This window comes from Bacteroidota bacterium (assembly GCA_016699695.1).
Lineage (GTDB): Bacteria > Bacteroidota > Bacteroidia > Bacteroidales > UBA10428 > UBA10428.
Window position 1 is genome coordinate 3,086,640 of record CP065006.1, and the last position, 24,038, is coordinate 3,110,677.

The window sequence follows — 24,038 nt, forward strand, 5'->3', positions numbered from 1 at the left end:
AATCAGCCTCTCAGACAAGTTTAGCCAGCACGGTTTTGTCCTTGTCGTTCAGCACTTCACTTATTACTACTTTCTGAAAGCTGTTTTTTGCAAGTGTATGGCCTTTTACCCATACTGGCACAAAGTTTTCTCCATAGCCCGATGCCTTAAGGCCTCCTTCCGGTTTTTCAACCAGTAGCATTTGTTCTTTGCCTATAAGGCTTTGCCTGTAATGGTATTTACTCTCATCGGAAAGCTGACGGATGAGTTCGCTACGTTCTGTTTTAACTTTTTCATTTACCTGGCCTGGCATTTTCTCAGCAAGCGTTCCTCGACGCACCGAATACTTAAAGGTGTGGATATGCCCAAACCCAATTTCTCGCACAGTTTTGTATGATTCCGCAAAAAGTTCTTCTGTTTCGCCCGGAAAGCCAACGATGATATCGGTGGTAAAGTTAAAGTTCGGGTATTTGTTTCGAAAGGTATCAATCAGACTCCGGTATTGGTCGATTGAATAAAAACGGCGCATGAGGTCGAGTACTTTCTCAGAACCACTCTGCAGGCACAAATGCAGATGCTGACATAGCTTAGGGTTTTGGAATAAGTCGATAAATTTCTCTGTAAATCCTTCGGGTTCCATCGACGAGATGCGCACCCTGAAATCGCCGGGTAAAACCAGAATCTTTTCTATCAAATCTTCAAAACTCAACCCTTCGCTGCGGTAGCGGCTAATGTTTACACCCGTAAGCACAACCTCTTTACGACCCAAATCTACCACCTGGCGTATGTTGTCCAACACATCCTGTACAGGACGGCTATTGGCCCTGCCTCTCACTTTGGGTACAATGCAATAGGTGCAATAATTGTTGCAGCCATCCTGAATTTTTATCATGCTGCGGGTATGCATTCCGTCCTCTACTACTGTAAAGTTGAATAAATCCTGCTTTAGGTCGTTGGGGTGAAGGATCTCACCTTTCAGGTGGGCATCGACCAGGGGAAAGACTGAACTCTTTTCCTTATTACCGACCACATAAGTCAGGTCACTGCGGTTCTCGAGGTATTCCTGTTGGCTGGTTACCATGCATCCGGTAACAATAGTGATGCCGCCATTGCCGGCGTGACGCACAGCCTGGTTAATGGTGTTTTTCGATTTCTGGTCGCTCTGATTGGTAACTGTGCAGGTGTTTACAATGTACACATCGGCAGGTGCATGAAAGGGAACAATCTCATAACCGGCTTTGCTGAAATCGGTGATAATCGAATCGGTTTCGAACTGGTTGAGCCTGCATCCGAGTGTTTTAAAGGCTACGCGCTTTTTGTTCATGCTACACTATTTACTTCTTCAAACACATTTATCAATTCGCCTTCGGTGGCGAAATCGACAACAGAGGTTATTTTAACCATAGCAAAACGGCCAATCAGACTTTCGTCGTCGCAGGCAAAGCGCACAATTATTTTTCCTTCGTTTACAGCCGACAAATACCTTCCTTTGCGGTCTTTTTGCACCACCAGCACTTTTTGCAAACTGCCAATCAGGCTCTGGTTATAGGCAAGCGATTGCTTCGCCAAAAGGTCGGAGAGGTCGTGCAAACGATGCTTTTTTATGTCATAAGGAATATCATCGTCCCAGCGGGCACTGCGTGCTCCCGGCCGGGGAGAGTAGCGGGCAATATAGGCCATGTTGAACTGAAATTCTTTCATAGCCAATACGGTGTTCTGGTATTGCTCTTCGGTTTCGCCTGTAAATCCCACGATGATGTCGGTAAAAAGGGTTGCCTGTGGAATAATACGGCGGATCGATTGCACAATGCGTCGGTAATCATTCAGGTTGTGGTTCCGGTTCATGCGAATGAGTACATGGTCGTCGCCCGATTGCATGGGCAGGTGTATCTGTTTAGCCAGGCATTTATATCGTGCAATGGTTTCGAGCACATCGTCGGTCATATCCTGGGGATGGGGCGAGGTGAAATATACCCAGAAGTCGCGCCCACTTTCTTCGCCCATGAGTCCAATTTTTTCGAGCAGCTGGGCAAAACTCAGTTCTTCGCCCTTTTTGTCGTGTCCATAGGAGTTTACATTCTGTCCGAGAAGAGTAATGGATTTGTAACCATTTCTGACTAAACGCTCTGCTTCGGCAATAATTTCACCCGAAGGCCTCGATATTTCCCTGCCACGGGTGAAGGGCACTGCGCAATAGGTGCAAAATTTATCGCATCCATTCTGAATAGGAATAAAGGCTTCGAAGTTAGAATTGTAGGTGGGGTTGATATCCCAGAATTGTTCGATGCGGTGGTCGGCTTTGTTCATCAGCACCGGCTTGCCGGCAATGGTTGTTTTATGGTCGAACCTGATTTGTGTGAAATCAATAGAGCTTTGATTTGCAAGTTCCTCTTGCATTTCAACCTTCTCTTCATGCTGGATCCGCACAGGAAGGGCAACGCCATATTGGCTTACCATTGCAGGAAGCTGGGATAGTTCACTCATCTGAAAAACCAGGTCGAACAGCTTTAAAAATTTATCCCTGTCGGCAGGCAATACGCAACCGGAAACAAAGGTAACCAGCTGGCGCTTATTTTTCCATTTATTCCATTTATCGATTTTGGTATACACCTTATCGATGGCTTTCTGGCGCACCGAACAGGCAACCAGACCAAGAAAATCAGCGTCCTCTTCTTCATCGCACCAGGTAAAACCCATGCTTTCAATTACATGCTTAAGCCGTTCGCTGTCCGACTTATTCATCTGACAACCTAAGGTTACAACGTGGTATTTCATTTTTATCAAACTTGTGAGCACAAAGTACAAGCCTCGAAATAAACTTCTGTCAGGTTTTCTCCTTATCGAAGTAATCTTCTGTTTTACCTTATGCTAGAAATATACTTCTGTACGAATATTGTCGGGCGAGATTCCTTTGGTAGTAAGGATATCATACACTTCGTGAATCATTTCGTAATTGCCGCAAAGATATACCAAAGTATCGGAATCGATGGCATGCGCACGGAGGTAATCGGTTACACGGCCATGAAAGGTACCGGACCGGTCGCGTGAAGTGCAGCCGATATAGCTTCCCTCTGGATATTCATGGGCAGCATACTGCTCATTGCCGAATTTAACCCCATGCAGCAGGGTGTATTTCAGATTTTTATGGCTGTTTACAATGCTGTGGAAGGGTGCAATGCCTGTTCCGGAAGCAATAAAAAGGTATTTGTGCGTGGCAGTTTTCTTTGCATCAAGGGTAAAGAATCCAAAAGGACCCTCCACCTTAATGGGCTGTCCGGCACTGAGCTTTTTAAGCTTTTTCGATACATGTCCCTCTTCAACCTCTTTAATCAACACCTCCAGATAATCTACATTGTTGGCACTGTACACCGAGTATTCCCTGAGCTGTTTGTCATCCGGCATACCCAGTGTAATATGCTGTCCCGGGCTAAACTCCATTCCATGCCTGTCGAAGCGAAGAATGTAGGTCGATTCGGTAAGGTTTTTTACCGAATGAATGCGGAAAACCGTATCTTCCGTTGAGGCATTCTTAGGGCTTAGTAACTGATCGGGGGTGTATTCTTGTTGATTCATACCTGCTATTTGAATTAATTCTAAATAAACCTCTCTAACGGAAAAAATTGCAGATTGTTCAAAAATTATGCATTTTAACAAAACAATCCATTCGGTTGTAGTATACTAAATCCTGATTGCATACAATATTGAAGAAAAGCCATGGTAGCTAAAAGCAACATTTCGTTCAGAGAGCTTTATAAACTTGTAGCTTCTGTATTTCGGAAATTGCTGCTGGTTCTGGGCATTCTATTTTTTACCGCACTTGTTTTAAGCTTTACACACATTCCTTATTGGCAGTACTACACCTTAGGAACCCACAAGTGTGAACTTTCTGCCGATCCGGATTATATTGTGCTGATGGGAGGTGGAGGAATGCCCGGTGCCGATGGACTGATCAGGGCTTATTATGCGGCAGGGGCTTGGGAAAGAGCACCCAAGGCAGAGATCATAATCGCCATTCCGGCAGATACATCCAATCCCTATGGCTCGCCTGAATTGCAATTGAGAAATGAATTGGTTATGCGCGGAGTGGATAATAGCCTCATTCTTTTCGAGACCAGTGGGTACAGCACCTATACCCAGGCTCTGGCCATAAAGGATATGTTTTCCTTGCAAGCACTCGACACCCTGGTGTTTCGGTTGGTAACCACTCCCGAACACATGTACAGGTCGGTACAGGTATTTCGCAAGGCCGGCTTCAGTTTTGTCGGAAGTACTCCTGCATTCGAAAAGGGAATCTCTGAAAAGAGCCTGCTTCGAAAGGAAGATCAAAACCGATCGGTACTTAACCTGCGTTACAACATGTGGAGTTACCTTCAATACGAAATTACCGTGGTGCGCGAATACTGCGCTTTGGCCTACTACAAACTACGGGGTTGGATTTAATATCCCTATTGGCCATAAAGACTTAGATATTCACTTCGATTTGTGCATTCTTTCATTTAAAGTAAATTTGTGCCTTAGTAAATATTATTTCAGGTGATATATCCTTCGGGTTTCGAGCAAAAAACAGGTTTCGACCGCATACGGGCCATGATAATAGAGTCCTGTTTGTGCGATTTGGGTCGCGAGCGGGCAGAGGAAATGCGGTTCATGACAGATTTTAAAATCATTCAGTCTGAATTGCAAATAACCTCCGAACTAAAGGCAGTGCTGGAGATGGAAGAACATTTTCCGCAGGACGGCTACCTCGATGCCCGTAAAAGCATTCTTAAAGCGCGTGTCGAAGGAGCCTTTCCCGAGGTAGTCGATCTAGTGCTGATAAGAAAATCGCTGGCGGTTATTATTCAAATTTCCAGGTTTTTTGCCGACGCCGAACGTCGTTCGAAATATCCGCTACTTTATCAGCTTTCTTCTCAGGTCGAAACATTTCCGGCTATCATCAAAGAAATAAACAGACTTGTCGACGATACCGGCAAGATAAAAGACAATGCTTCGCCTGAGTTACAGGATATTTGCAGCACGCTGCGCCAAAAGCAAACAGAAGTCAACAGGAAGCTCATTTCCATTCTCAAGCAAGCCAAGGCCGAGGGTCTTGTGGAGGAAGATGCCGACATCACCTTTCGGAACGAAAGGCCGGTGATTCCTATGTTGGCAGCTGGTAAGCGACGATTAGGTGGAATGATCCACGATGAATCGGCCACCGGAAAAACTGCCTTTGTGGAGCCTGCTGCCATTGTAGAACTCAACAACCGTGTGCGCGAGTTGCTGCTGGCCGAATCGCGCGAAATAAAGCGTATACTCCTGGCCTTTGCCGATTTTCTGCGACCCGAAATAGAAAACCTACTGGCGAGCTATGACTTTTTAGCCACTATTGACTTTTTGCGTGCCAAGGCACGCTTTGCCAGACAAATTAAAGCCTGTCTGCCTGTTCTGAACCATGAACAGGCCTTCCGCTGGAAGCAGGCTGTACATCCCTTACTCTATCTTGCCCATTCAGCCGAAGAAAAATCCATTGTGCCACTGGATATTTACCTCACTGCCGAAAATCGCATTTTGGTTATCTCCGGGCCCAACGCCGGGGGTAAATCGGTGTGTCTTAAAACGGTGGGGTTGCTGCAGTATATGCTGCAATGCGGATTGCTGGTACCTGTAAGTCCCAATTCTGAGGCTGGGGTTTTTGAATCCATTTTTATCGACATTGGTGATGAACAATCGATTGATAACGATCTGAGCACCTACAGCGGCCACCTCGAGAACATGAAGTTTTTTGTGAAGCATGCCAACAAGAGTACCTTATTGCTTATCGATGAATTTGGAACCGGCACCGAGCCCAACCTGGGTGGGGCCATTGCCGAAGCGGTGTTGGAGAAGCTTCACCAGCAGCAGGTGTTTGGTGTCATCACCACCCATTATGCCAACCTGAAGCATTTTGCGTCGCAAACACCTGGCATTGCCAATGGTGCCATGCTTTTCGATTCGCAATCGATTAAGCCGCTCTACCAACTATCAATTGGTAAGCCTGGTAGTTCTTTTGCAATCGACATTGCCCGAAAAATTGGACTTCCGGAAGATATTCTTCAAAGTGCATCTGCCAAAATAGGCGAAGAACATTTTAATTACGACAAACAGCTTCGCGAAATTGCGCGCGACAAGCGCTATTGGGAAGAAAAAAGACAACGTATCCGGAAGGTGGAAAAGACTCTCGATGAGTTATATGCGCGCTATGGCGGGGAGCTTGAAAATATTCAGAAAGAACGTCGCCGCATACTTTCCGAAGCGAAAGAAGAGGCAAAAATGCTTTTAAAAGAAGCCAATGCCTCCATCGAACGCACCATTCGCGACATAAAGGAGGCACAGGCCGAAAAGGAACATACACGCATTGTCCGTGAACGCTTTGAAAATGACCGCGCTCAGCTTGAGAAAAAAACCTCCGAAACAGCTGATCCTTATACCAAAAAGCAGGAAGAACTGCGAAAGGCCGGAAAAACTCTGGTCGAACGCAGCACCGAGCTTAAAGAGATAAGTTTGAAAAAGGTAAAACCTAAAAAAGAGCCTGTCTTGCAAGCAGGCGATAAGGTAAAACTGCAGGGCATGGATTCGGAGGGAGAAGTGATAAAAACAGAAGGTAAATACATTACAGTTGCATTCGGAAATATGATAAGCACAGTGCATGCCGATAAAATTGTACGTGGCAATGAGTCAGAAGAAAAGAGCGTAAAAAACGCAGTAAAAACCCGCCTTTCTCCCGAACTGCAGGCCCGACGATTTAGTTTTAAACCCGATATCGATGTGCGAGGCCTGCGTGGCGAAGCTGCCTTGATGCAGATACAGCTATTTCTCGATGGAGCCATCATGTCAGGGGCCCACCAGCTAAGCATTCTGCATGGAAAAGGCAATGGTATTTTGCGACAACTTATTCGCGAGTATCTTCTGGCCTCGGGCTATGTAAAGTCGTGCACCGATGCCCATGCCGACAGAGGTGGCGCTGGAATTACAGAAGTGGTTTTAGAATATTAAACAGTAATAAATTCTGAATAGCATGCTCACCATTTATTCACCCCAAACAGGTCCGCGCTTACAATATGTTTGTCGGTTGGTGTTTGAAACTATACTTCAGCAGCCCTACATTCTTACCAACCAGCTTTCAGAGGCAGGTTCAGGAACCATCAACTACAGTTCTCAGTCCATCGAGGGTGCTTTTCGCATCGAACCTTCGGGATTGCTTGAACAAACCGGCATTGGCAATCACGAACTTTATCCGGGTGAACTGGATGGAATAAAAACCCTTTTTCACCATGGAAAGGGCGATCTGAAATTCGATATTTTTTCGGCAGTGTTTTACCTCTGCAGCCGTTATGAAGAATACCTTCCCCACGAACCCGATGAACATGGACGTTACAGGGCCGAAGACAGTGTGGCCTATCGTTATGGTTTTTTACAGGAGCCTGTAGTGGAACTCTGGGTAAAGCACCTGGCAGAATGCTTGAAAGTACCTTTTCCTTTGGAAAATTTTCAATTTCAGCTCACTGTGGATGTCGATCAGGCATGGAAATATGCACACCGCGGGTTTTTAATTACTTCAGGTGCCCTGCTGCGAGACTTTTTTACCGGCCGTTGGAACGAAATAACAAACAGGATTAAAGTATGTGCGGGCTTTAGTACCGATCCCTGGGATTCCTATTCATGGTTTGCATCACTCGAACAGAAACTTTCCAAACCGATACGTTATTTCTTCCTGATGCATGGCGAAAAACCCTTTGATCCGAAAGTTTGCAGGAAAGGAAAAGCATTCCGCAAATTGGTTTCGGGAATTAATGACCACAATAAAGCAGGGCTGCATCCTTCTTATGTTTCGCACAAAAACTACCGGCTATTAAGCAAAGAGTATTACAATCTCTCTTTTCTGATGCATAATAAGCCCCGCCACAGTCGTCAGCACTTTTTAAAATTTAAGCTTCCGGCGAGTTATGAGCATCTTATAAAGCTAGGCATACTCGAAGAACACTCCATGGGCTATGCCAGCCAACCCGGTTTCAGAGCAGGAATAAGCAGGCCTTTTTATTGGTACAACCTGCCCGCCGAAAAGGAAAGCCATTTGCTTGTGGTTCCTTTTGTTGCCATGGACCGTACATTAAAGGATTACTTGGGCTTGTCTCCTGATGAAGCCTTTGAAAGCTTGTTATCGCTGTCCGGGAAAATAAAATCCATTGGCGGACAGTTTACCCTTCTCTGGCACAACGACAGTGCCTCCGGAGAGGGCGAGTGGGAAGGATGGAAGGAAGTGTTGGAAGGAATTATTGGACAAGCAGCTTAGTAATGTACTAACTAATGCAAAGATTCAAATGACAAATCTGAGTAATAATTAGTAAATTTGCGCTAATGCGCAATTTGGGTTAAACATATAAAAGTATGACTGATATTCAACTATATACAAAATTATCAGGGTTACCTTCAGATTTAAAATCTGAGGTTGCTGATTTTATCGATTTTTTAAACTTTAAGTCAAAAAAAGGTGACAGCAAAAATGCAATTAGAATATCGGGTAAGGCAAAAGGTCTTATAGCCATAAAAGATAATTTTGATGATCCAATTGAAGGATTTAGTGATTATTTAAAATGAACTTACTGATAGATACGCATGCATTGATTTGGTTCATTACCGACAATGCTAAATTACCTCATAAAACCAAGCAGATAATTGAAAACAAGGATATCATCTTTTATGTTAGCATTTAGAATTATCCTATAATTTGGGAAAAATAGCCATTAAACCACACAGCAATTCTCCTTTTATCCTCTCTAACTTTTTACTTTTTTTAAATCATGTTCATTTACTTCTTGTAAGAGTTGTAACTTTCGCTAATTGGCGAACAATCAATTGAAAACACAAACAAATGGTACGCTATTTAAAGCATCATGAAATTGACAAGGCCAAATGGGATACCTGCATCGAAAAGGCACCCAATGGACTGATTTATGCCTTGAGCTGGTACCTCGATATTGTATCGCCATATTGGGAGGGTTTGGTAAAAGGCGATTACGAAACAGTGATGCCTTTGCCGGTAAAAAGAAAACTAGGAATTAAATACATTGCACAGCCTATTTTTACTCAGCAACTAGGAATTTTTAGCAATTCAGATGATTTTTTCACACTTGAAGAAATCATTTATGTGTTGAAATCAAATTATTTTTTTGGTTTCCTGCAATTCAACGCTTTCTTTCAAAATTATTCTCAGAATAAAATAAAAGTTAGAGAGAATTTAATTCTTAAACTCAACAAACCATATTCCGAAATTTTTTCAGGTTTTAAACCGAATCATAAGCGAAATATTAAAAAAGCCCAAAAGTACAATTTGCAAATTGAACACGATATATCAATTCAGGTTCTAAAAGAATTTTATAGAAAAGTCGCATGGCCAGAAAAGTATAATCTGAAGGAAAAACATTATCAACTGCTACTAAGGTTGATTAATGGTGCATTAATTAATAGATCATGCGAAATAGTAGGTGCTTTTCATAAGGGGCAACTTCAAAGTATTGTTATCGGTTTATTGTTTAATAAACGGCTGACTTATCTTTTCCCAATAACAAGTGATCAAGGATATGATCTGGGCGTTCAGTTTTTTTTAGTCGATGAGCTTATTAAAATATATTCGGGTAAAGGAATTTGCATCGACTTTGAAGGTTCTTCAATAGAAGGTGTTGCCAGGTTTTATAAGGGGTTTGGGGCGGAGACTGAAAACTATTTTCAATTAAGGTTCAATAAAAATATTTTAGGAGAACTTATCTTACGAGCTATAAACTATTTTTCTTGATTGAATAGAATTGCGATTAATTTCTTCACATCTTTTTTTAAAAGTGCTAAAAAAACTACGCTGATAATAGTCAGTTGAATAGCAACATTCAGAACTACATGAATAGGAGCCAACCATTTATTTATCAGAATGTGAACTGATATTGATAACAGGCATGAAATAAGAAGTTTATAACATATAATTTTAAAGGGTTTATCAAAAACCGTAAGATTTGATTTTCGATACAGTAAAAAAGCTAGAATTAGGTATGCTAAAAAGGTTGTAGTTGCAGCCATTTTATAACCAAAGAGCCAGATGAGTAATAAATTTAGGAAAATATTAACCGTGGCAGCAAAAAGAGATGTAAACATTAAGGTTTTTAAATCGTTTTTAAATTTAATTTTTAAAACTGCAAAATAATTTAATCCAAGAATAAAGGAGCTTAAAAATATGAATGGCAATATTTGCCATGCTTCGCGAAAGCTATCTCCAAGCAAAAGAAAAACTATTTCTTTTGAGAAAATAGATAAGATAACTGTAACTGGAAGAAATATTATGAATGAAAGCCTGAAAAAACCACTCAATATTTCATCTGAAGAGTTAGGTCTTTTATCTAGAATTTCGGTAATAAATGGATTTATTGCTGAATTAAAAACCAAAAATATCGCTGCAATGGTAACCTGTCCTATATTATAGGTTTGATTATAAATTCCGATTTTATCATAAGGTTCGAATAACAAAATAATAAAACGGTCACTTGAAATCAATAGAAACAAGCCTAGATTATAAAATAAATTGGCTGCTCCATATTTGAGAAATCTTTTGCTATGCTTAATAGTATCTAAATTGATTACCAGGTTTTTGAGAGGAGTATTATAAAGTATTAGGGGTATTATGAAGAGTATATTTATAATTGATGGAGCAATAAAAAAAGCGTCAATTGTATAGGTGAATCTGAAAGTGAGTAACAACAATAATCCAAAAGACAAAATAGCCCTTAGACTGTTTACAATGTTATATAATCCAGCTTTTTTTTCGAGTCTTGCTGGCACAAACAGAGTCATAAAGAACTCATTGCTTATAGCATAAAAGAAACCTAATATTATTAGCCTTTTTAGAAATATATCCTTCACAAACAATAACCAAATGGTAGATGCACCCAGAATAATTATAGCTGAAATCAGAAATAAAAGAAAGAGGGTGGAATAATAAATATTTGAAATATTAGCTTTCTTGTATTTAAGAAAATATCTCCATGCATTATTGGTGATTCCTTGGAATGATATTGCGGAAATGTATGTAAAGCTTATATATATTAAAGAATAACTACTATATTCTTCTGGCGAAAATATTCGAGTGTAAATAGGAGATCGGACAAAAAGCGTTAACATTGGTAATGCCGTTCCGATCAGATACCAGATTAAATCAGTTGATATTTTTTTGTTTTGATTTAGCAATTTCGTTGATTAAATCAATAATAATTCAACCATTAAAAGGAATCTTAAAGAAGAAGTGTTGAATAAATGTGATACATTTTTTTTTCTGATATCTTCCAATTATAATGATTAATAGCAGCTTTATAAGCATTTTCTGATAATTCTGAATAGAGTTTTTTATCATTCAACAATTTAATTATTGCCGAAGATATATCCGAAGGGCTTTCAGGATTTACTATTATACCAGAATTGGAAGGGTCAACAAACTTTCTTATCGGAGGAAGATTACTGCCGATAACTGGCAATCCGCAAGCCATATATTCAAATTGTTTAATTGGAATATTTTTGAAATACTTAGGAATAGGAAGTAGGGTTACCATTCCAATGCGGCAACTTCTAATATATTCTGAAACTTTTTTATGATCAATTGCATCATGTAGAATTATATTTGATTCAAGTGATAGCTTCGAAATTTTATCCCTGATTATTTTGTCAAATATTTTATCGTGTATAGTACCTAGTATAAGTAAACTGATATCTTTCTTTAAACTCCTAGTCAATGATATTGCCTCAATCAATTCCAAAATTCCTCTTTGTTTGCTAATACTTCCAACATAGCATATGTCCCATTTTTTTTCTGGCTGGTCAGTAATAATTTCATCAATCTCAGCGAAATTATATATTAAATCAGTATTAGTATTATTTCGTAACCTATTGAATTTGTTAAATGTGGCATCATCAAAGGCTATTACATAATCGTATAGTGTCGATTTCTTAATTTCCCACTTTTCAATCAAAGTTGCATAGAAAAATCTTAAGATTTTGGCTAATCCTTTTCTTTGTGTATAATCCCGAATCATATCGGGATAATCCTCATGAATACAATAAATTAGCTTAGGTTTTTGGGGTAATTTTTTTATTTTTCTTATTATCGCATTAATCTTTAAATCATGTACTGTATATACCTGAGCATTAGTTTGCTTTATCTTTTTCAGCATTGTGTTGTAAGGCTTCTTGAAAAGGATAGTTTTAATTATTCTGTCGAAGAGAAAAATTTTGCTGTACTTCAACCTGGGTATCGATATAATTCTTATCCCTTCGTTTGAAATATAATCTTCTTCCTTGTCTGAAAACCCTATATGAATCAGGTTGAATCCGTATTTCTTTAACGAAACGGCCTCTTTCCAATAAATTCTGTCGTCAAACAAACCATGCATATCTGAAAGCATGCAAATTGTTTTCTCATTCGCTTTCATTTGCAGGTGCATACCTTATTGCAGATCTTCGTTTAATTTGTTTTTTCCACCCACTTCCACCACCTTCCCCTCTTCGCATTTAAGGGTTCTGGCCGGATACTTTTCGAAAAGGTTGTAGTTGTGGGTTGCCATCACTACGGCCCTGCCGGTATGTTGTATGGCAAAGAGTATCTGCATAATCTGGTCGGAGGTTTCGGGGTCGAGATTGCCGGTGGGCTCGTCGGCCAGTATCACTTCTGGGTCGTTGAGCAGGGCACGGGCAATCACCACCCTTTGTTGTTCACCGCCAGAGAGCTGGTGGGGCATTTTGTATCCTTTGTGCTGCAGGCCTACCTTATCAAGCACTTCTTCGATGCGCTTGTCAATCTCTTTTTTGTTTTTCCAGCCCGTGGCACCCAGCACAAACTTCAGGTTTTCGTGCACATTGCGGTCAATCAGCAACTGAAAATCCTGAAACACAATGCCCAGGTTCCGGCGTAGCTTTGGCACCTGGTTGTTTTTAAGCTTATGCAGATGATAACCTGCCACAAAGGCCTCGCCCTGCTTCAGGGGTATTTCGGCATTGATGGTTTTTATCAGGCTGGTTTTTCCACTTCCTACCTTGCCAATTAAATACACAAACTCGTTCTTTTTTACCTGAAAATTAACGTTGGTAAGCACCAGGTGATCTTCCTGGAAAATATTGGCTCCCTCGAAGCTGATAATGTGGTCGATTGACATGTTTCTTGTGTATTGTGTGTAGCTATTTTACAATTTTCCTTTATATAAGTCGTCAATTGGAAAAACCAATTCATAACTACCTATGAATAAACTATTGTCTCGGTAATTTTATATTTTGCCAGATGCCTGTAGATCTTTATGCTATTTCTAGTCCCGTCCTTTTTACTAAATCAATCAATGGAGAATCCTCATCGTTAATAAATCTTCTTTTTCCAACAAGATAAGGTTCAATTTTTGAATTTACTCTTCTCGTTAAACTCCAAATTTTTCCAGTCTGATAATCATCTTCGTTTTCAGTCAAAATCATAACATCAATGTCACTATCATCGGTGGCTGTATTTGATAAATAGCTACCAAACAAATACGCTTTATCGATGGTTATTCCTTCTGAACGCAAAACAAAAATATATTTTTTCAATATCTCTACAATCTCTCTTTTAACCATTTTAATAAGGTTTTTGTCTTTTCGAAATATTCATTTACTTTTAAAATATCTGGCAGTTCAGGGTTATAATCAGGATATCGTCCTTGTAACTGATACTTCATTAAAATCCCCAAAAATATTTCAGTTTCATTATCAAATTCCAAATTGGTTTTTTCTAAAAGGAAAAACAAGTTGTGCGACCTCGGGGCAAGCTCACCAGAAGTCTTAACAACATGAGCTTTAATAGCCTTCTCAATCACTAAATGAAAAAAATCAATCCATGCAAAATTCGTTTTTCTCGTATTAGCAATTCAGCAGTCAATAAATCATCATCAGCCCCCTTAGTCCAATAAACAATTTGTTTTTTTATATCAATCATTTTTTGTCCTTCAAAAACTCAAAGTTATTAAAAACAATCATTGATCAGATTCATTTTCATAATGTTTATATAATTACACTATGTTTAATAAAACTACAGTTAACCTCTTGATATATAGCACCTACAGGAAGATATAAAAGGGTAAATTGTGTTCGGACTGTATAGCGTTGCTTACCTTAATTAATTACCCTTTCAAAATTTGCATAGAGCAGTTTTAGTTGTTGCAGCTTGTAAAAGTAAAAAAACAAATGATAAACCAGCAGGTTGGGTGCATGATTACAAAGAGAAGAATCTTAACCGTTTATGTTTATTTAGACTTATTACAAATTACCCCCCCCCCATGCATATTTTTTAAAAATGTCTGCATATATTTACCCTGAGTGAATGCCGTTTTTAAAACCAATGGATTAACCAGAGAGAGTATGCGGGGTGGTTTAATTTCGCTTTCTTGATGGTTTAGGATTGATGTTTTAATAAACGGTTTTTTTATGCGCTACAGTAAAAGGTCTACGTTAGAAGCAAGAAGAATTATCAGGCAGGGTAATGCCAAACCTTTATTTTGGAGTATAACAGAACATGGTTGGATAGAAGTTAGGTGGAGTAGTATCACAAATAATATGGCTAATTATTTATCAACGGCAGATGCCGAATAAGCATATTGAGTAAACACAATTAAACCCTAAATACAATACTTATGAAAAAACTAGTACTTACAAAATGGATTGCCATAATTGGCTTAGTATTTCTTGCAGGAAAACAGTTAAATGCACAATGGATTTATAATACAGCACCTATTGTATATACAACACATTTTGGACCGGGCACACGCGTGGGAATTGGCACTTCTAGTCCAAACTCAAACACAACACTCGATGTACGTGGAATGGTTGGCGTTGGTAGACAGGGTTTAGGTGGAACTTATAATTCTACTGAGGTACAGGGTATCTGGTCCATTTCACCAACTTATTTGATTAGTACTACTTCTAACAATTTTGGAACCTTATATGGTATGGGGTATGCACACACCAACGCTGGTAGTGGAGCTAAAAAGCCAATTGCAAATTTTGGGCATCAGATTGTTTTTACCAGTAATGGTAACGTAAATGCTGCTATATCATTAGATAATGGACATGCTTATTTTAAAGGGAATGTAGGAATTGGCACAACAACTTTTGATTCGCAAAACAGATATAAATTGGAAGTAAATGGAAGTGCATTATTTTATACTGGTGCATATGTTAAGGGCAGCAACACTGAAGGTACAATGATAAGTGCAGTAAATAATGCACCGAATGTTCCGGCTGATCAAGATTTGTTTTGGGGGTGTTATGGTTGGGATGTACCACAGGCCAATAATCCTGGTCTTTTAGCACTTACGTCTGGTTCCAATTATAGGTTCATTGTAAAAAACAATGGTCAAGTGGGAATTAATTGTAATCCGGGAAATTCAACATATATGTTAACTGTAAATGGTAAAATACAGTGCGAAGAATTAAATGTTGTAACGGATGTACCTAATGCCGATTACGTTTTTGAAGAAGACTATAATTTACTTTCTCTTGAAAAAGTTGAAAGTTTTATTACAGAAAACAAACACCTGCCCGATGTGCCTAGTGCTGCAGAATTTAAAGAAAATGGCTATAGTGTTGGTACCATGGACGAAATCTTATTAAGGAAAGTGGAGGAGCTAACCCTTTACATTATAGAAATTAAAAAGGAGAACGAAAAACAGCAGTTGCTGATTGAAGAGTTGAGGAGTAAATAGAAAGGGAGTGGTTTACGTAGAAATAAAAAAAACTTATATGAAAAAATATGTCTTATTAATTATTCTTTGCGCTTCATTTTCCTATAATCAAGCTCAAAATATACGAAGTGTAACTCTAAAAGACGAAAACTTAGGAGGAATAAAAAAAATATTACCTATAGAAAATACTAAAGACAATATTATTGTTTTCGAGAAAATAACCAGTAAAACAAGCATTAAACAAGGAAGATTTGAAGGCATGGAAAAAGAAAGCATAATTCAAACTTTAATGTTGCCAAACGGTAATAAAATCTCACTTAAACAAAATGAAAAATTATTATCCTATTCTAATAGTAAAATAATAACTGAGGGTTACGATTTTGAAACCTTCGAAAAAAAGGTGACTTTTTATAAACTAAATGGGTCAAATCTTATTGAAGAAGCCAATTTTAAAATAAATCTGAGTGATTATAATATTCCAGTTCATGAGAACGAAAAGATTATATCATTTGAAAATTCTGATGGAACATTGTATTCAATATCTATTTACGATAAAGATTATAAAAGAAAAGTAATTGTCGATTTTGGTGAGCAGGGTATGACGAATTATGCTTTCAATTATAACAATCAAACTTTATGTTATGCAACACAATCTAATGGTAGTAAAACAATTACAATTACAAGTTATTCAATAATTAGTGAAACAAAAAAATATGTTAAAGAATATTATGTTGATGATTATGTACTATCCTCAATTAAATATGATAATGAATATATATTGGTCTACCTCTCTTCACAAATTAATGGCACTAGTCGATTAATATGTTATAAACAAGGAACACTATTATGGGAGAAAGATTTACCAAATAGAACAATAGACAATGTCGTACTTATAAATTCAAAGTATAACCAGGTTGTGGCTAATACTTTTAATGCACTTTTAGTAATTGATTTGCTTACAGGTAAATATATTGAACAAATCAATAATTTGGAATTAGTACCTAATAATCTGAAGGAAAGTTGGCAAAAATATAAAGTTGTGCCAAATATATCATTGATTAATGACAATGAGAGATTTTCTATAACCTATGAGGTTTCTGAGGATTCAGAAAAGGAATCACACATCGGTTCCTTAAGAATTTATAACTCAACAGATATAAAGGGTAACCCAATCTATTCGAATGACAATTGTGGTACGAATTCAAAATCTGTCATTGTTAAAGGAAATCTATTTTTAATAAATGATCTAACAATTAGTACATATGAATAAGCTATTAATAATTGTCTTTCTATATTCATTCTCACTTATAAATGCTCAAAGCTATGTTTGGCCTTTTGAGAGTGAAAATACACAAGCTCAAGTAGTCGGCACAATTGGTGAATATCGATATTCTTCATCTTCTGGAGCACATCGATATCATCGAGGAATTGATTTAACAAATGGGAATGATTTAAATGTTTATAGCATAAATACTGGTAATGTTAGTTTTGTAAATGGGGATGATGTTTGGGATGCTTGGACTTCATATGTATTAATAGGCGATTTAAAGTATATCCACACTAAACCAATTGATGGTATTAGACTTGGTATTATAACTCAAGTTAATTCAATAAATGAGCATATATCTGAAATGCTAACTGAAGGAATTGAGGAACATCTGCATCTTGAGGATAATTCAATAAATTTTCTAAATCAACATTTAACTCCTTATATCGATACTCAAGTACCAATAATTGAATATGCTGCCTTACCATATGGTTTTGCCATCTATCAAAACGGTATTATAAAAACGTCAACTGATTATGCTATAAAGGAATTTAATATTCGAAAAACAATCAATAGTGTTCTTTACTTAACGGTATATAATAAAATTGATATTGCTGCTCACATTAAAGATTACAGAGTTCTAAGTAATGGTGGCGGTACAACTGGACAAACTGCACCTTATAAAATGAAATATGAATTAAAACAAAATGGTGTTTTACTAACCGAGCAATCAATAACATTTAATCAAATACCCAACAATTCTACAGCTATTTATGCATTTCATCCACAATCTGTTAGTCCAGGAAGTCCATCGATACATATGTTAACATGTAGTCCATTTACAACACCTAACGATAGGTATTTGAATACAAATTTAAAAACAGGAACTACAGAAACCTGGCCTGCAAATGCAACACTCGATGCATTAAACATTACAGAGGCTGCCTATAAAGATGGGCTTTACGTTTTAGGGATAACAGGATATGATGTTGATTTTAATGATAGTCCCAATAATAGTATTTTTTTACCATGCAATCTATTAATAGACAATTATCTCCCCTATATCGAAAAAATAGTTGTTAAAAAGAATGATATCAATGGTGCTATAGTTTATGAGGGTCAGTGGACATGGAATGTGTCAGCGCTCATATTATCCACTTCTACACCAAATAGCATAGTAGAAGGTGAAGCTCTTTGGATAAAGATTTACACCAGTGAGCCAATGGCAAATGTTGAATTAAATGCATTTGGTATTACAACTAACAATGCTACTCCAGTAGCAAATACAAATAATAAAGAATGGACCTTTGGCATTGCTTCAAATTCTGTAACTACAGGCAGTAAAACTATTGCAATTACAAGCAATAGCAAAGATTTAGCTGGTAATGGACTTTGGGGGTTTGCTGCAGGAACTACAAGTGTTGCAGGTACTCAAATACCTAAGCATCAAAGTAATGGATCTTGGAGTCCTACTGCTACAACAAATAATGATAATGTTCATCAAATTATTGTTCAATCTGCTCAAACCGTTATGCCTTCAAATGTTCAGGCAACAACAACACTACCTGATAAAATTACAGTAACCTGGAATAGTGTTTCGGGTGCGACCCATTACAAAGTATTCAGAAATTCAGTTAATAATTCCGGCTCTGCAACTGATTTATCCGGTTGGATAACAACTACAACCTACAATGATTTATCTGCTACTGCAGGAAGTACATATTATTATTGGGTAAAAGCAGCAAAGTCTTCAAGTGGTAGTATGGAAAGTCCCTTTAGTGCATCAGCGACTGGTTTAGTATTTTCGCCATGCGGAGTTTCATTTACTTCTAATCAGGTTGGTTATAATAGTGGTTCGTATCAGGTTGAATTTGAATCAAGTGCAGTTGGAGATATTGTAAGCTGGCGATGGAGTTTTGGAGATGGAAACACCATTATTGAAACAGATCCAATCACTACGCACTATTACAATAATACAGGGAACTATACAGTAACATTAAATGCAATTAACAATGCAGGTGTTTCTTGCAATTCTTCTCACGTAATTAATGTTGCTGCAGGTGCTTCCGGCCCCATAACCGTTGTACTAGACGCAATACCAGGTGATAATATGGTAGGATTACAGAATAGTTTGATGGGTGAAATTCTTAATAACACAGGTGTGGGTCCCTTTACTTATGTATTCGGATTAGGTGATGGCCGAACAATAACAAAAATTAGTGATTTCAATACAGTTTGGACAGATCAGTTTACGTATAATAATATTGGTACTTATATGGCATCATTAACCGTTACAGATTCTGAAGGTGAAGTAGGCATTGCGCAGCAAGTTCCAATAACAATAGTTAATGAACCGATAAAATCCGAACCCCTTGAAAATATTGGTATAGAATTTATTGGCTGTACAATTATACCTGTTGGTGGCACAGTGTTTTTTGAACATACAACTTCGCCATCACACTTGGTTGGATATAATGAGTGGTATTGGGAATTTAACATCACTGGACCAGGATATGTTGATCAATTTAATTATTTCATACCTATAGTAAGTCATACATATAAGACAAAAGGAATAAAAACCGTTAGATACCTTGTTTGTAATAAAACAAGGGGTTGTCATGATGATGAAATTCAGTGGAGGTACCCAATTGTTGTCGACTGCAATGAAACCTTAACCCAAAGTACAATAAACAATGCTGTAAGAAGCAATTGGGACAATGTTAACCGCTATTGGACGGGGAACTTTGATTTAACTTCTCTTTCAGGTATACCCAGCTATAATAGTGCGAAAATTGAGTTAAAGGCATGTCATAGTGTAAGTTTAAAACCTGGGTTTAATTCGAAACCAACTGCTGGCAACTATTTAAGAATTAATGCAAACGATCCTTGTCTAACAGGCGGTAATATACCAATTCCAACTACCAAGGAGGCAGTAGAGGAGGTTATTCCTTCACCTATGGCAGACAGGCTTATGCAGAGTATAAAGGTTTATCCCAACCCATCGAATGGCCATTTTAATATCGAGTTTTCGAATGTAGAAGAAATAGCTCATTTCGAAATTTATAACTCTCTAGGTCAAAGGATTTACTCTCAAAGACCTGGTAATAGGATAGAAGTAGTTGATTTAAATGCCCAAGAGGGCTTATACATTATCAGAACCATAACCACCGACAATAGGGTAGAAAATTTTAAAATAGTAATTCAGAAATAATTAAAATTGAAGGGCGTCCAAAAAATGGATGCCCTTTTTTTATCTCTTCGGCTAATTTGAAAGCTTCCCCTAATTAGTAGCATTTAAAATTAAACTTTTTAAATTAATGTTTATGTCCTGTTGAAATGTGGGAAACTTTGTTGGGCCTTGTGGGCGGTGAAGTTTTCCATATTTCAATAGGAATGATACCGGAGTGTGGTACATCAGCGAACTATGGGGTCGCTCATTATTGTAAGACCATAGCCATGCATTTGAGATTAGTTGTGCCTGTCGGATGTTTTCAAATAGGTAACTATCCAGAACTTCTTCACGATAGCTTCTGTTGAATCGCTCTACATAACCATTTCTATGCGGTTTTCCTTTGGGAATAAACTTGAGTTTTATATTCTTATCGTTTGCCCAGTCTTCCATAGCCTGGGCGATAAATTCCGGCCCATTATCAACCCTTATGTGTTCGGGTTTGCCTCTCCAGTCGATTAATCGTTCCAGTTCCCTGATTACCCGCAGACTTGTAATACTTGTACCTAAGGTGATAGTCAAAGCTTCCCGGTTAAAATCATCGATTACATTAAATGTCCTGAATTTAACTCCGTTATTAAGCACATCATGCATAAAATCCATGCTCCAGGTTAAGTTAGGTAATAGCGGCTGTAACAAGGACTCCTGCGGGCGCAATGGCAGCCTTCTTTTACATTTTCTTCTCAAGTTAAGCTTCATCTCGGTATAAACCCGATAAACTCTTTTATGGTTCCAGAAATGATTTAATTGCCGCAGGTGATAGTGCATCATCCAAAATCCCCACCGGCGATGAACCTCTGCTAGTTCTGCCAGCTTGTCCTTAATTTCCTGATCATTCCCCGCAATGGGTTGATAATAATATACACTCTGGTATATATTAAATAGCACACAGGCCTGCCGAATGCTCAACGTGTGCCTTTGTTGAGCATAGGTTACCAATTCCCGTTTCTCTGCAGGCCTTAGAGCTTTTTTTCAATTACATCTTTTAAAACCGTGATATGCAACGCCTGTTCAGCTACAATCTTCTTGTATTGCGAAAGTTCTCGTTCCAGTTCCTTAAGTCTTTTCAACTGGGTTACCTCCATCCCTGAATACTTTGATTTCCACTGATAAAAAGTTGGTTGGCTTATACCATGCTCCCGGCAGATATCCGAAACACTCTTGCCTTGGTCCTGCTCTTTCAGAATCTTGATGATTTGACTCTCTGTAAATTTTGTTGTTTTCATTCTACCAAAGTTAACGATTAAACTATATTTTTAATCGCTACTGTTTTGGGGGAAGCTTTCAAATTGAGAAAAATGGCACTTATACCATAAAAATTACATTAAGGTTTAATGAAGATATTGGAGAGATAAAATATAGGGTTTATGAGGTTGGCGAACAAACAATAAATGATTATAATGATTCGAAATTCATATTTTCTTGGCCGGAAGATTCCTCAAAATATGAATATTATGTAAATATTTCAGATTTAGTCGCTAATTCAAAATAAATGAAACCAATATTCACTCAATTATTACTATTTATTTAATTTCACTTGATTTAGAAATAGCAATTAACGGATATTCCCCAATTTTACCCCAAAACTTAGGATATTTATCCTCACTTTTCCGCAGCCAATTCAAAATCTTTTTGCCACCAAGCTTCTTATGGATATAAATGTCTAAGAAGTATTTATTAGTGCTTCTCCAACAATAAAACTCCATTTTACTGCTAAACGCGAAAGTCCTTTTAAACCACCCAAGCGAATGAGGATAGAAATACAATCGGGGTTTGCTGTTAAACAAAGTAACATAAACCTTTCCTGCAAAATGCCTTGCAATACGGTACAATTGAACAGGAAATAAGCTTATATTCATAAACCAGCTATGATAAAATAAGCTATATACAATAGCTATCTTGCAATCTGGTTTAGTTACCCTGTACATTTCTTCTACCGCAGTTTTTTGTTCGTTTTTTGGAATATGATATAGAGTGTGCTGACAAAGTACCGAATCGCAAACACTCTCTTTTAAAGGTATATTAGTTATATCTGCACAAATATAAATGCCGTTCTTTTGGCCGAAATTATATTTTGCTTGTATAAGGGCATTCACTGAAATATCAGCACAAATACGAATTTCGAAGTTTTCAGATAGGTCAACATATTCTTTCAAACCTATTGGTCCGGAAGCAATATCAAGCAGATATTTTCCTTTAGGATTTAAATATTTCTGTGCCTTGGTGAATGAATTACGTATGTAATCACTAGAAACATCCCTGAAATCAACCCATTTTGGAGAGTCTTCAAATATTTTCAAACTATTTTTTGTGTCGTAATTTATTTCGTTATAGTATTTAAATACTCTTTCTTTGTCAAATGCCATTTTACCTCTTTTATCTTCACCTTTTCCAATAAATAAGGCATATACAGGTAATAAAAGAATAATTTCTTCAAAAACCGGATAAAAGTAGCTGCCGCTTTCATTAATAAAACCTTCGGTAATATTATCAATTTTCAAAAAATCAGAATCAAAGTTTCTAATTACCAAAGTAATATCCTCTTTAGAAATAGGCTTTAAACTTTCCTTGGTAATGGGACATTGTAATATTGAAAAATCGAAATCAATCATATTTTTTTTTGCAGGCAAATGTAATGTTAATATTAATCAAATGGTAGTGTGCTTTTTTCCTTTTCAAGTTTAATATTCAATAAACTAATTTCGCTATCATTCGCGATTTTAATAACAGTTTACAAGTGACGCACCTATGAAAACCTCTGAACTTTTCTTACACCCTGTACCGTACAGCGGGCACCAAAGGGAGTAAACCCTCATATACCATGTTAGCAAAATGAGCCTATTGTATTAGTTGATAATCTTTAATCAATAAATTCGAAGACAAATTCAAGCGTGTTGCCAATTTCCTTATCATTTCAACAGTCAATCTGCGTTTACGGTTCAGAATCTCAGAAACTCTACTTTTTCCACCAATCTCCGGAATCAAGTCTACTTGTTTAAGGTGCATCTCTTCCATTCGTATCTTAATCGCTTCTATCGGGTCAGGTGCGTCAATCGGATAATGTTTGTTTTCATAATTGTCAACCATTAATCCAAGTATTTCAAGCTCATCACTCTCTGGTGTACCAAGTTTTGCGTCAAAAATTTCTTCCAATCTTTTCAATGCATCTCGGTAATCCATCTCTGTTTTTATCGGTTTTAGTTCCATAATCACCAAATTTATATATTGTTAGCATCAATTTTATCATATTCAAAATGTGTCCCAATAAATCGTACAAATGCCAATTGGTGTTCGAAGTTGAATTTAATAACCAATCGATATGAATTGCCCTTAATATTAAAAACAATTCTGCTGTCTTTTAAAATACTTGCATTTGCATAGCTCTTTTTAACATCATTTGGTGTTTTCCATTCCGCACTCATAGCAGTATCAAACCAAGTCTTTAAATACTGTTCTGAATCAGGATGTTTCTCCCAAAACTCTCTCAATGTACTTTTTGCAAATATTCTTTTCATAGTTCGCAGTCTAAGAACAAAGCTAATATTAAATTCTCAAATTGAGAACTTATTTATGCAGATTGTTTCTTTTGGCATTTTGCCTAACTCTTGTGTATCTTTTTTCCCCTTCTCGATGTCATTGTCTTCTTAAAGTCCAGGCTAAAATTTTCCAGTATTACCGAAATACGATTAAAATCTAAACGTTTACAGCGTTTTCTTTTTCGGTAAGGTGCCCTAATTACCTAGCACCCATGTGGGGGGCATACTTCTCCCTCCCTTCGTTTGTTAATTTAATTTCCCCCCTTACAAAATAAACT

The 24,038-nt window shown here is 37.7% G+C and carries 19 protein-coding genes and 1 pseudogene; 8 read left to right on the forward strand and 12 right to left on the reverse strand.

The features are described 5' to 3' along the window. Positions 1 to 10: 10 nt before the first annotated feature. The 3 genes from mtaB to IPM71_12920 form a co-directional block, all read right to left on the reverse strand. Positions 11 to 1,303, reverse strand: a complete 1,293-nt coding sequence (mtaB, locus tag IPM71_12910) for a tRNA (N(6)-L-threonylcarbamoyladenosine(37)-C(2))-methylthiotransferase MtaB (protein ID QQS50473.1) — start codon at positions 1,301 to 1,303, stop codon at positions 11 to 13. Continuing rightward, on the reverse strand, positions 1,300 to 2,754 hold the full coding sequence (locus IPM71_12915; GenBank protein QQS50474.1) for a MiaB/RimO family radical SAM methylthiotransferase: 1,455 nt from the start codon (positions 2,752 to 2,754) through the stop codon (positions 1,300 to 1,302). Before IPM71_12915 ends, mtaB begins: the two co-directional genes overlap by 4 nt. A gap of 93 nt (positions 2,755 to 2,847) precedes the next feature. Next, positions 2,848 to 3,552 (reverse strand): oxidoreductase, encoded by a 705-nt coding sequence (locus IPM71_12920; protein ID QQS50475.1) that lies wholly within the window; start codon positions 3,550 to 3,552, stop codon positions 2,848 to 2,850. 141 nt (positions 3,553 to 3,693) lie between these two features. Here IPM71_12920 and IPM71_12925 point away from each other — a divergent pair, with 141 nt between their 5' ends. From IPM71_12925 to IPM71_12945, 5 genes are all read left to right on the forward strand, one after another. Further along, positions 3,694 to 4,419: a YdcF family protein gene (locus IPM71_12925; protein QQS50476.1), complete on the forward strand. Its 726-nt coding sequence runs from the start codon at positions 3,694 to 3,696 to the stop codon at positions 4,417 to 4,419. Between the two features lie 93 nt (positions 4,420 to 4,512). After that, the gene (locus tag IPM71_12930; GenBank protein QQS50477.1) at positions 4,513 to 6,993 is read left to right on the forward strand and encodes a Smr/MutS family protein; all 2,481 of its coding nucleotides are present in this window, start codon (positions 4,513 to 4,515) and stop codon (positions 6,991 to 6,993) included. Positions 6,994 to 7,015: 22 nt separating this feature from the next. Next, positions 7,016 to 8,290, forward strand: coding sequence for a polysaccharide deacetylase family protein (locus IPM71_12935; protein QQS50478.1), 1,275 nt, complete (start codon positions 7,016 to 7,018; stop codon positions 8,288 to 8,290). Positions 8,291 to 8,385: 95 nt separating this feature from the next. Next, positions 8,386 to 8,595 carry a DUF2281 domain-containing protein gene (locus IPM71_12940; GenBank protein ID QQS50479.1) on the forward strand — a complete coding sequence of 70 codons (210 nt, stop codon included), beginning with the start codon at positions 8,386 to 8,388 and terminating at the stop codon, positions 8,593 to 8,595. Between the two features lie 403 nt (positions 8,596 to 8,998). Further along, positions 8,999 to 9,790, forward strand: coding sequence for a hypothetical protein (locus IPM71_12945; protein ID QQS50480.1), 792 nt, complete (start codon positions 8,999 to 9,001; stop codon positions 9,788 to 9,790). On the opposite strand, the gene IPM71_12950 is transcribed toward IPM71_12945, so the two are convergent. The 5 genes from IPM71_12950 to IPM71_12970 form a co-directional block, all read right to left on the reverse strand. Next, positions 9,778 to 11,226 (reverse strand): oligosaccharide flippase family protein, encoded by a 1,449-nt coding sequence (locus IPM71_12950; protein QQS50481.1) that lies wholly within the window; start codon positions 11,224 to 11,226, stop codon positions 9,778 to 9,780. The two genes, IPM71_12945 and IPM71_12950, sit on opposite strands and share 13 nt — an antisense overlap. A 44-nt stretch (positions 11,227 to 11,270) precedes the next feature. Next, on the reverse strand, positions 11,271 to 12,461 hold the full coding sequence (locus IPM71_12955) for a glycosyltransferase family 4 protein (protein QQS50482.1): 1,191 nt from the start codon (positions 12,459 to 12,461) through the stop codon (positions 11,271 to 11,273). Between the two features lie 15 nt (positions 12,462 to 12,476). Then, positions 12,477 to 13,181 carry an ATP-binding cassette domain-containing protein gene (locus IPM71_12960; protein QQS50483.1) on the reverse strand — a complete coding sequence of 235 codons (705 nt, stop codon included), beginning with the start codon at positions 13,179 to 13,181 and terminating at the stop codon, positions 12,477 to 12,479. Positions 13,182 to 13,317: 136 nt separating this feature from the next. After that, complete coding sequence (locus tag IPM71_12965; protein ID QQS50484.1) at positions 13,318 to 13,626, reverse strand: nucleotidyltransferase domain-containing protein; 309 nt, start codon at positions 13,624 to 13,626, stop codon at positions 13,318 to 13,320. Then, the gene (locus IPM71_12970) at positions 13,605 to 13,865 is read right to left on the reverse strand and encodes a HEPN domain-containing protein (GenBank protein QQS50485.1); all 261 of its coding nucleotides are present in this window, start codon (positions 13,863 to 13,865) and stop codon (positions 13,605 to 13,607) included. Before IPM71_12970 ends, IPM71_12965 begins: the two co-directional genes overlap by 22 nt. An 813-nt stretch (positions 13,866 to 14,678) precedes the next feature. Between IPM71_12970 and IPM71_12975 the strand changes: the two genes are divergently transcribed. From IPM71_12975 to IPM71_12985, 3 genes are read left to right on the forward strand one after another with little or no spacing between them, the layout of a single operon-like run. Next, a complete protein-coding gene (locus IPM71_12975; GenBank protein ID QQS50486.1) occupies positions 14,679 to 15,749 on the forward strand; it encodes a hypothetical protein in 1,071 nt (356 codons plus the stop codon). A gap of 37 nt (positions 15,750 to 15,786) precedes the next feature. Next, positions 15,787 to 16,998, forward strand: a complete 1,212-nt coding sequence (locus IPM71_12980) for a hypothetical protein (GenBank protein QQS50487.1) — start codon at positions 15,787 to 15,789, stop codon at positions 16,996 to 16,998. After that, positions 16,991 to 20,206, forward strand: coding sequence for a T9SS type A sorting domain-containing protein (locus IPM71_12985; GenBank protein ID QQS50488.1), 3,216 nt, complete (start codon positions 16,991 to 16,993; stop codon positions 20,204 to 20,206). The genes IPM71_12980 and IPM71_12985 overlap by 8 nt, the downstream gene beginning before the upstream one ends. A 171-nt stretch (positions 20,207 to 20,377) precedes the next feature. Here the strand turns inward: IPM71_12985 and IPM71_12990 are convergent. The 4 genes and pseudogenes from IPM71_12990 to IPM71_13005 form a co-directional block, all read right to left on the reverse strand. Further along, positions 20,378 to 21,450, reverse strand: a pseudogene (locus IPM71_12990) (IS3 family transposase). Between the two features lie 297 nt (positions 21,451 to 21,747). Beyond that, a complete protein-coding gene (locus tag IPM71_12995) occupies positions 21,748 to 22,836 on the reverse strand; it encodes a class I SAM-dependent methyltransferase (GenBank protein ID QQS50489.1) in 1,089 nt (362 codons plus the stop codon). A 226-nt stretch (positions 22,837 to 23,062) separates the two neighbouring features. Beyond that, on the reverse strand, positions 23,063 to 23,431 hold the full coding sequence (locus IPM71_13000) for a transcriptional regulator (GenBank protein QQS50490.1): 369 nt from the start codon (positions 23,429 to 23,431) through the stop codon (positions 23,063 to 23,065). A gap of 11 nt (positions 23,432 to 23,442) precedes the next feature. Beyond that, positions 23,443 to 23,739 (reverse strand): type II toxin-antitoxin system HigB family toxin, encoded by a 297-nt coding sequence (locus tag IPM71_13005; GenBank protein QQS50491.1) that lies wholly within the window; start codon positions 23,737 to 23,739, stop codon positions 23,443 to 23,445. Positions 23,740 to 24,038 lie beyond the last annotated feature (299 nt).

Excerpts from the sequence above, each read along its gene's own strand:
- mtaB (QQS50473.1), bottom strand. The coding sequence starts at position 1,303 with ATGAACAAAAAGCGCGTAGCCTTTAAAACACTCGGATGCAGGCTCAAC.
- IPM71_12975 (QQS50486.1), top strand. The coding sequence starts at position 14,679 with ATGAAAAAACTAGTACTTACAAAATGGATTGCCATAATTGGCTTAGTA.
- IPM71_12940 (QQS50479.1), top strand. The coding sequence starts at position 8,386 with ATGACTGATATTCAACTATATACAAAATTATCAGGGTTACCTTCAGAT.
- IPM71_12985 (QQS50488.1), top strand. The coding sequence starts at position 16,991 with ATGAATAAGCTATTAATAATTGTCTTTCTATATTCATTCTCACTTATA.
- IPM71_12920 (QQS50475.1), bottom strand. The coding sequence starts at position 3,552 with ATGAATCAACAAGAATACACCCCCGATCAGTTACTAAGCCCTAAGAAT.
- IPM71_12925 (QQS50476.1), top strand. The coding sequence starts at position 3,694 with ATGGTAGCTAAAAGCAACATTTCGTTCAGAGAGCTTTATAAACTTGTA.
- IPM71_12960 (QQS50483.1), bottom strand. The coding sequence starts at position 13,181 with ATGTCAATCGACCACATTATCAGCTTCGAGGGAGCCAATATTTTCCAG.
- IPM71_12915 (QQS50474.1), bottom strand. The coding sequence starts at position 2,754 with ATGAAATACCACGTTGTAACCTTAGGTTGTCAGATGAATAAGTCGGAC.
- IPM71_12955 (QQS50482.1), bottom strand. The coding sequence starts at position 12,461 with ATGAAAGCGAATGAGAAAACAATTTGCATGCTTTCAGATATGCATGGT.
- IPM71_12995 (QQS50489.1), bottom strand. The coding sequence starts at position 22,836 with ATGATTGATTTCGATTTTTCAATATTACAATGTCCCATTACCAAGGAA.
- IPM71_13000 (QQS50490.1), bottom strand. The coding sequence starts at position 23,431 with ATGGAACTAAAACCGATAAAAACAGAGATGGATTACCGAGATGCATTG.
- IPM71_13005 (QQS50491.1), bottom strand. The coding sequence starts at position 23,739 with ATGAAAAGAATATTTGCAAAAAGTACATTGAGAGAGTTTTGGGAGAAA.
- IPM71_12935 (QQS50478.1), top strand. The coding sequence starts at position 7,016 with ATGCTCACCATTTATTCACCCCAAACAGGTCCGCGCTTACAATATGTT.
- IPM71_12980 (QQS50487.1), top strand. The coding sequence starts at position 15,787 with ATGAAAAAATATGTCTTATTAATTATTCTTTGCGCTTCATTTTCCTAT.
- IPM71_12965 (QQS50484.1), bottom strand. The coding sequence starts at position 13,626 with ATGGTTAAAAGAGAGATTGTAGAGATATTGAAAAAATATATTTTTGTT.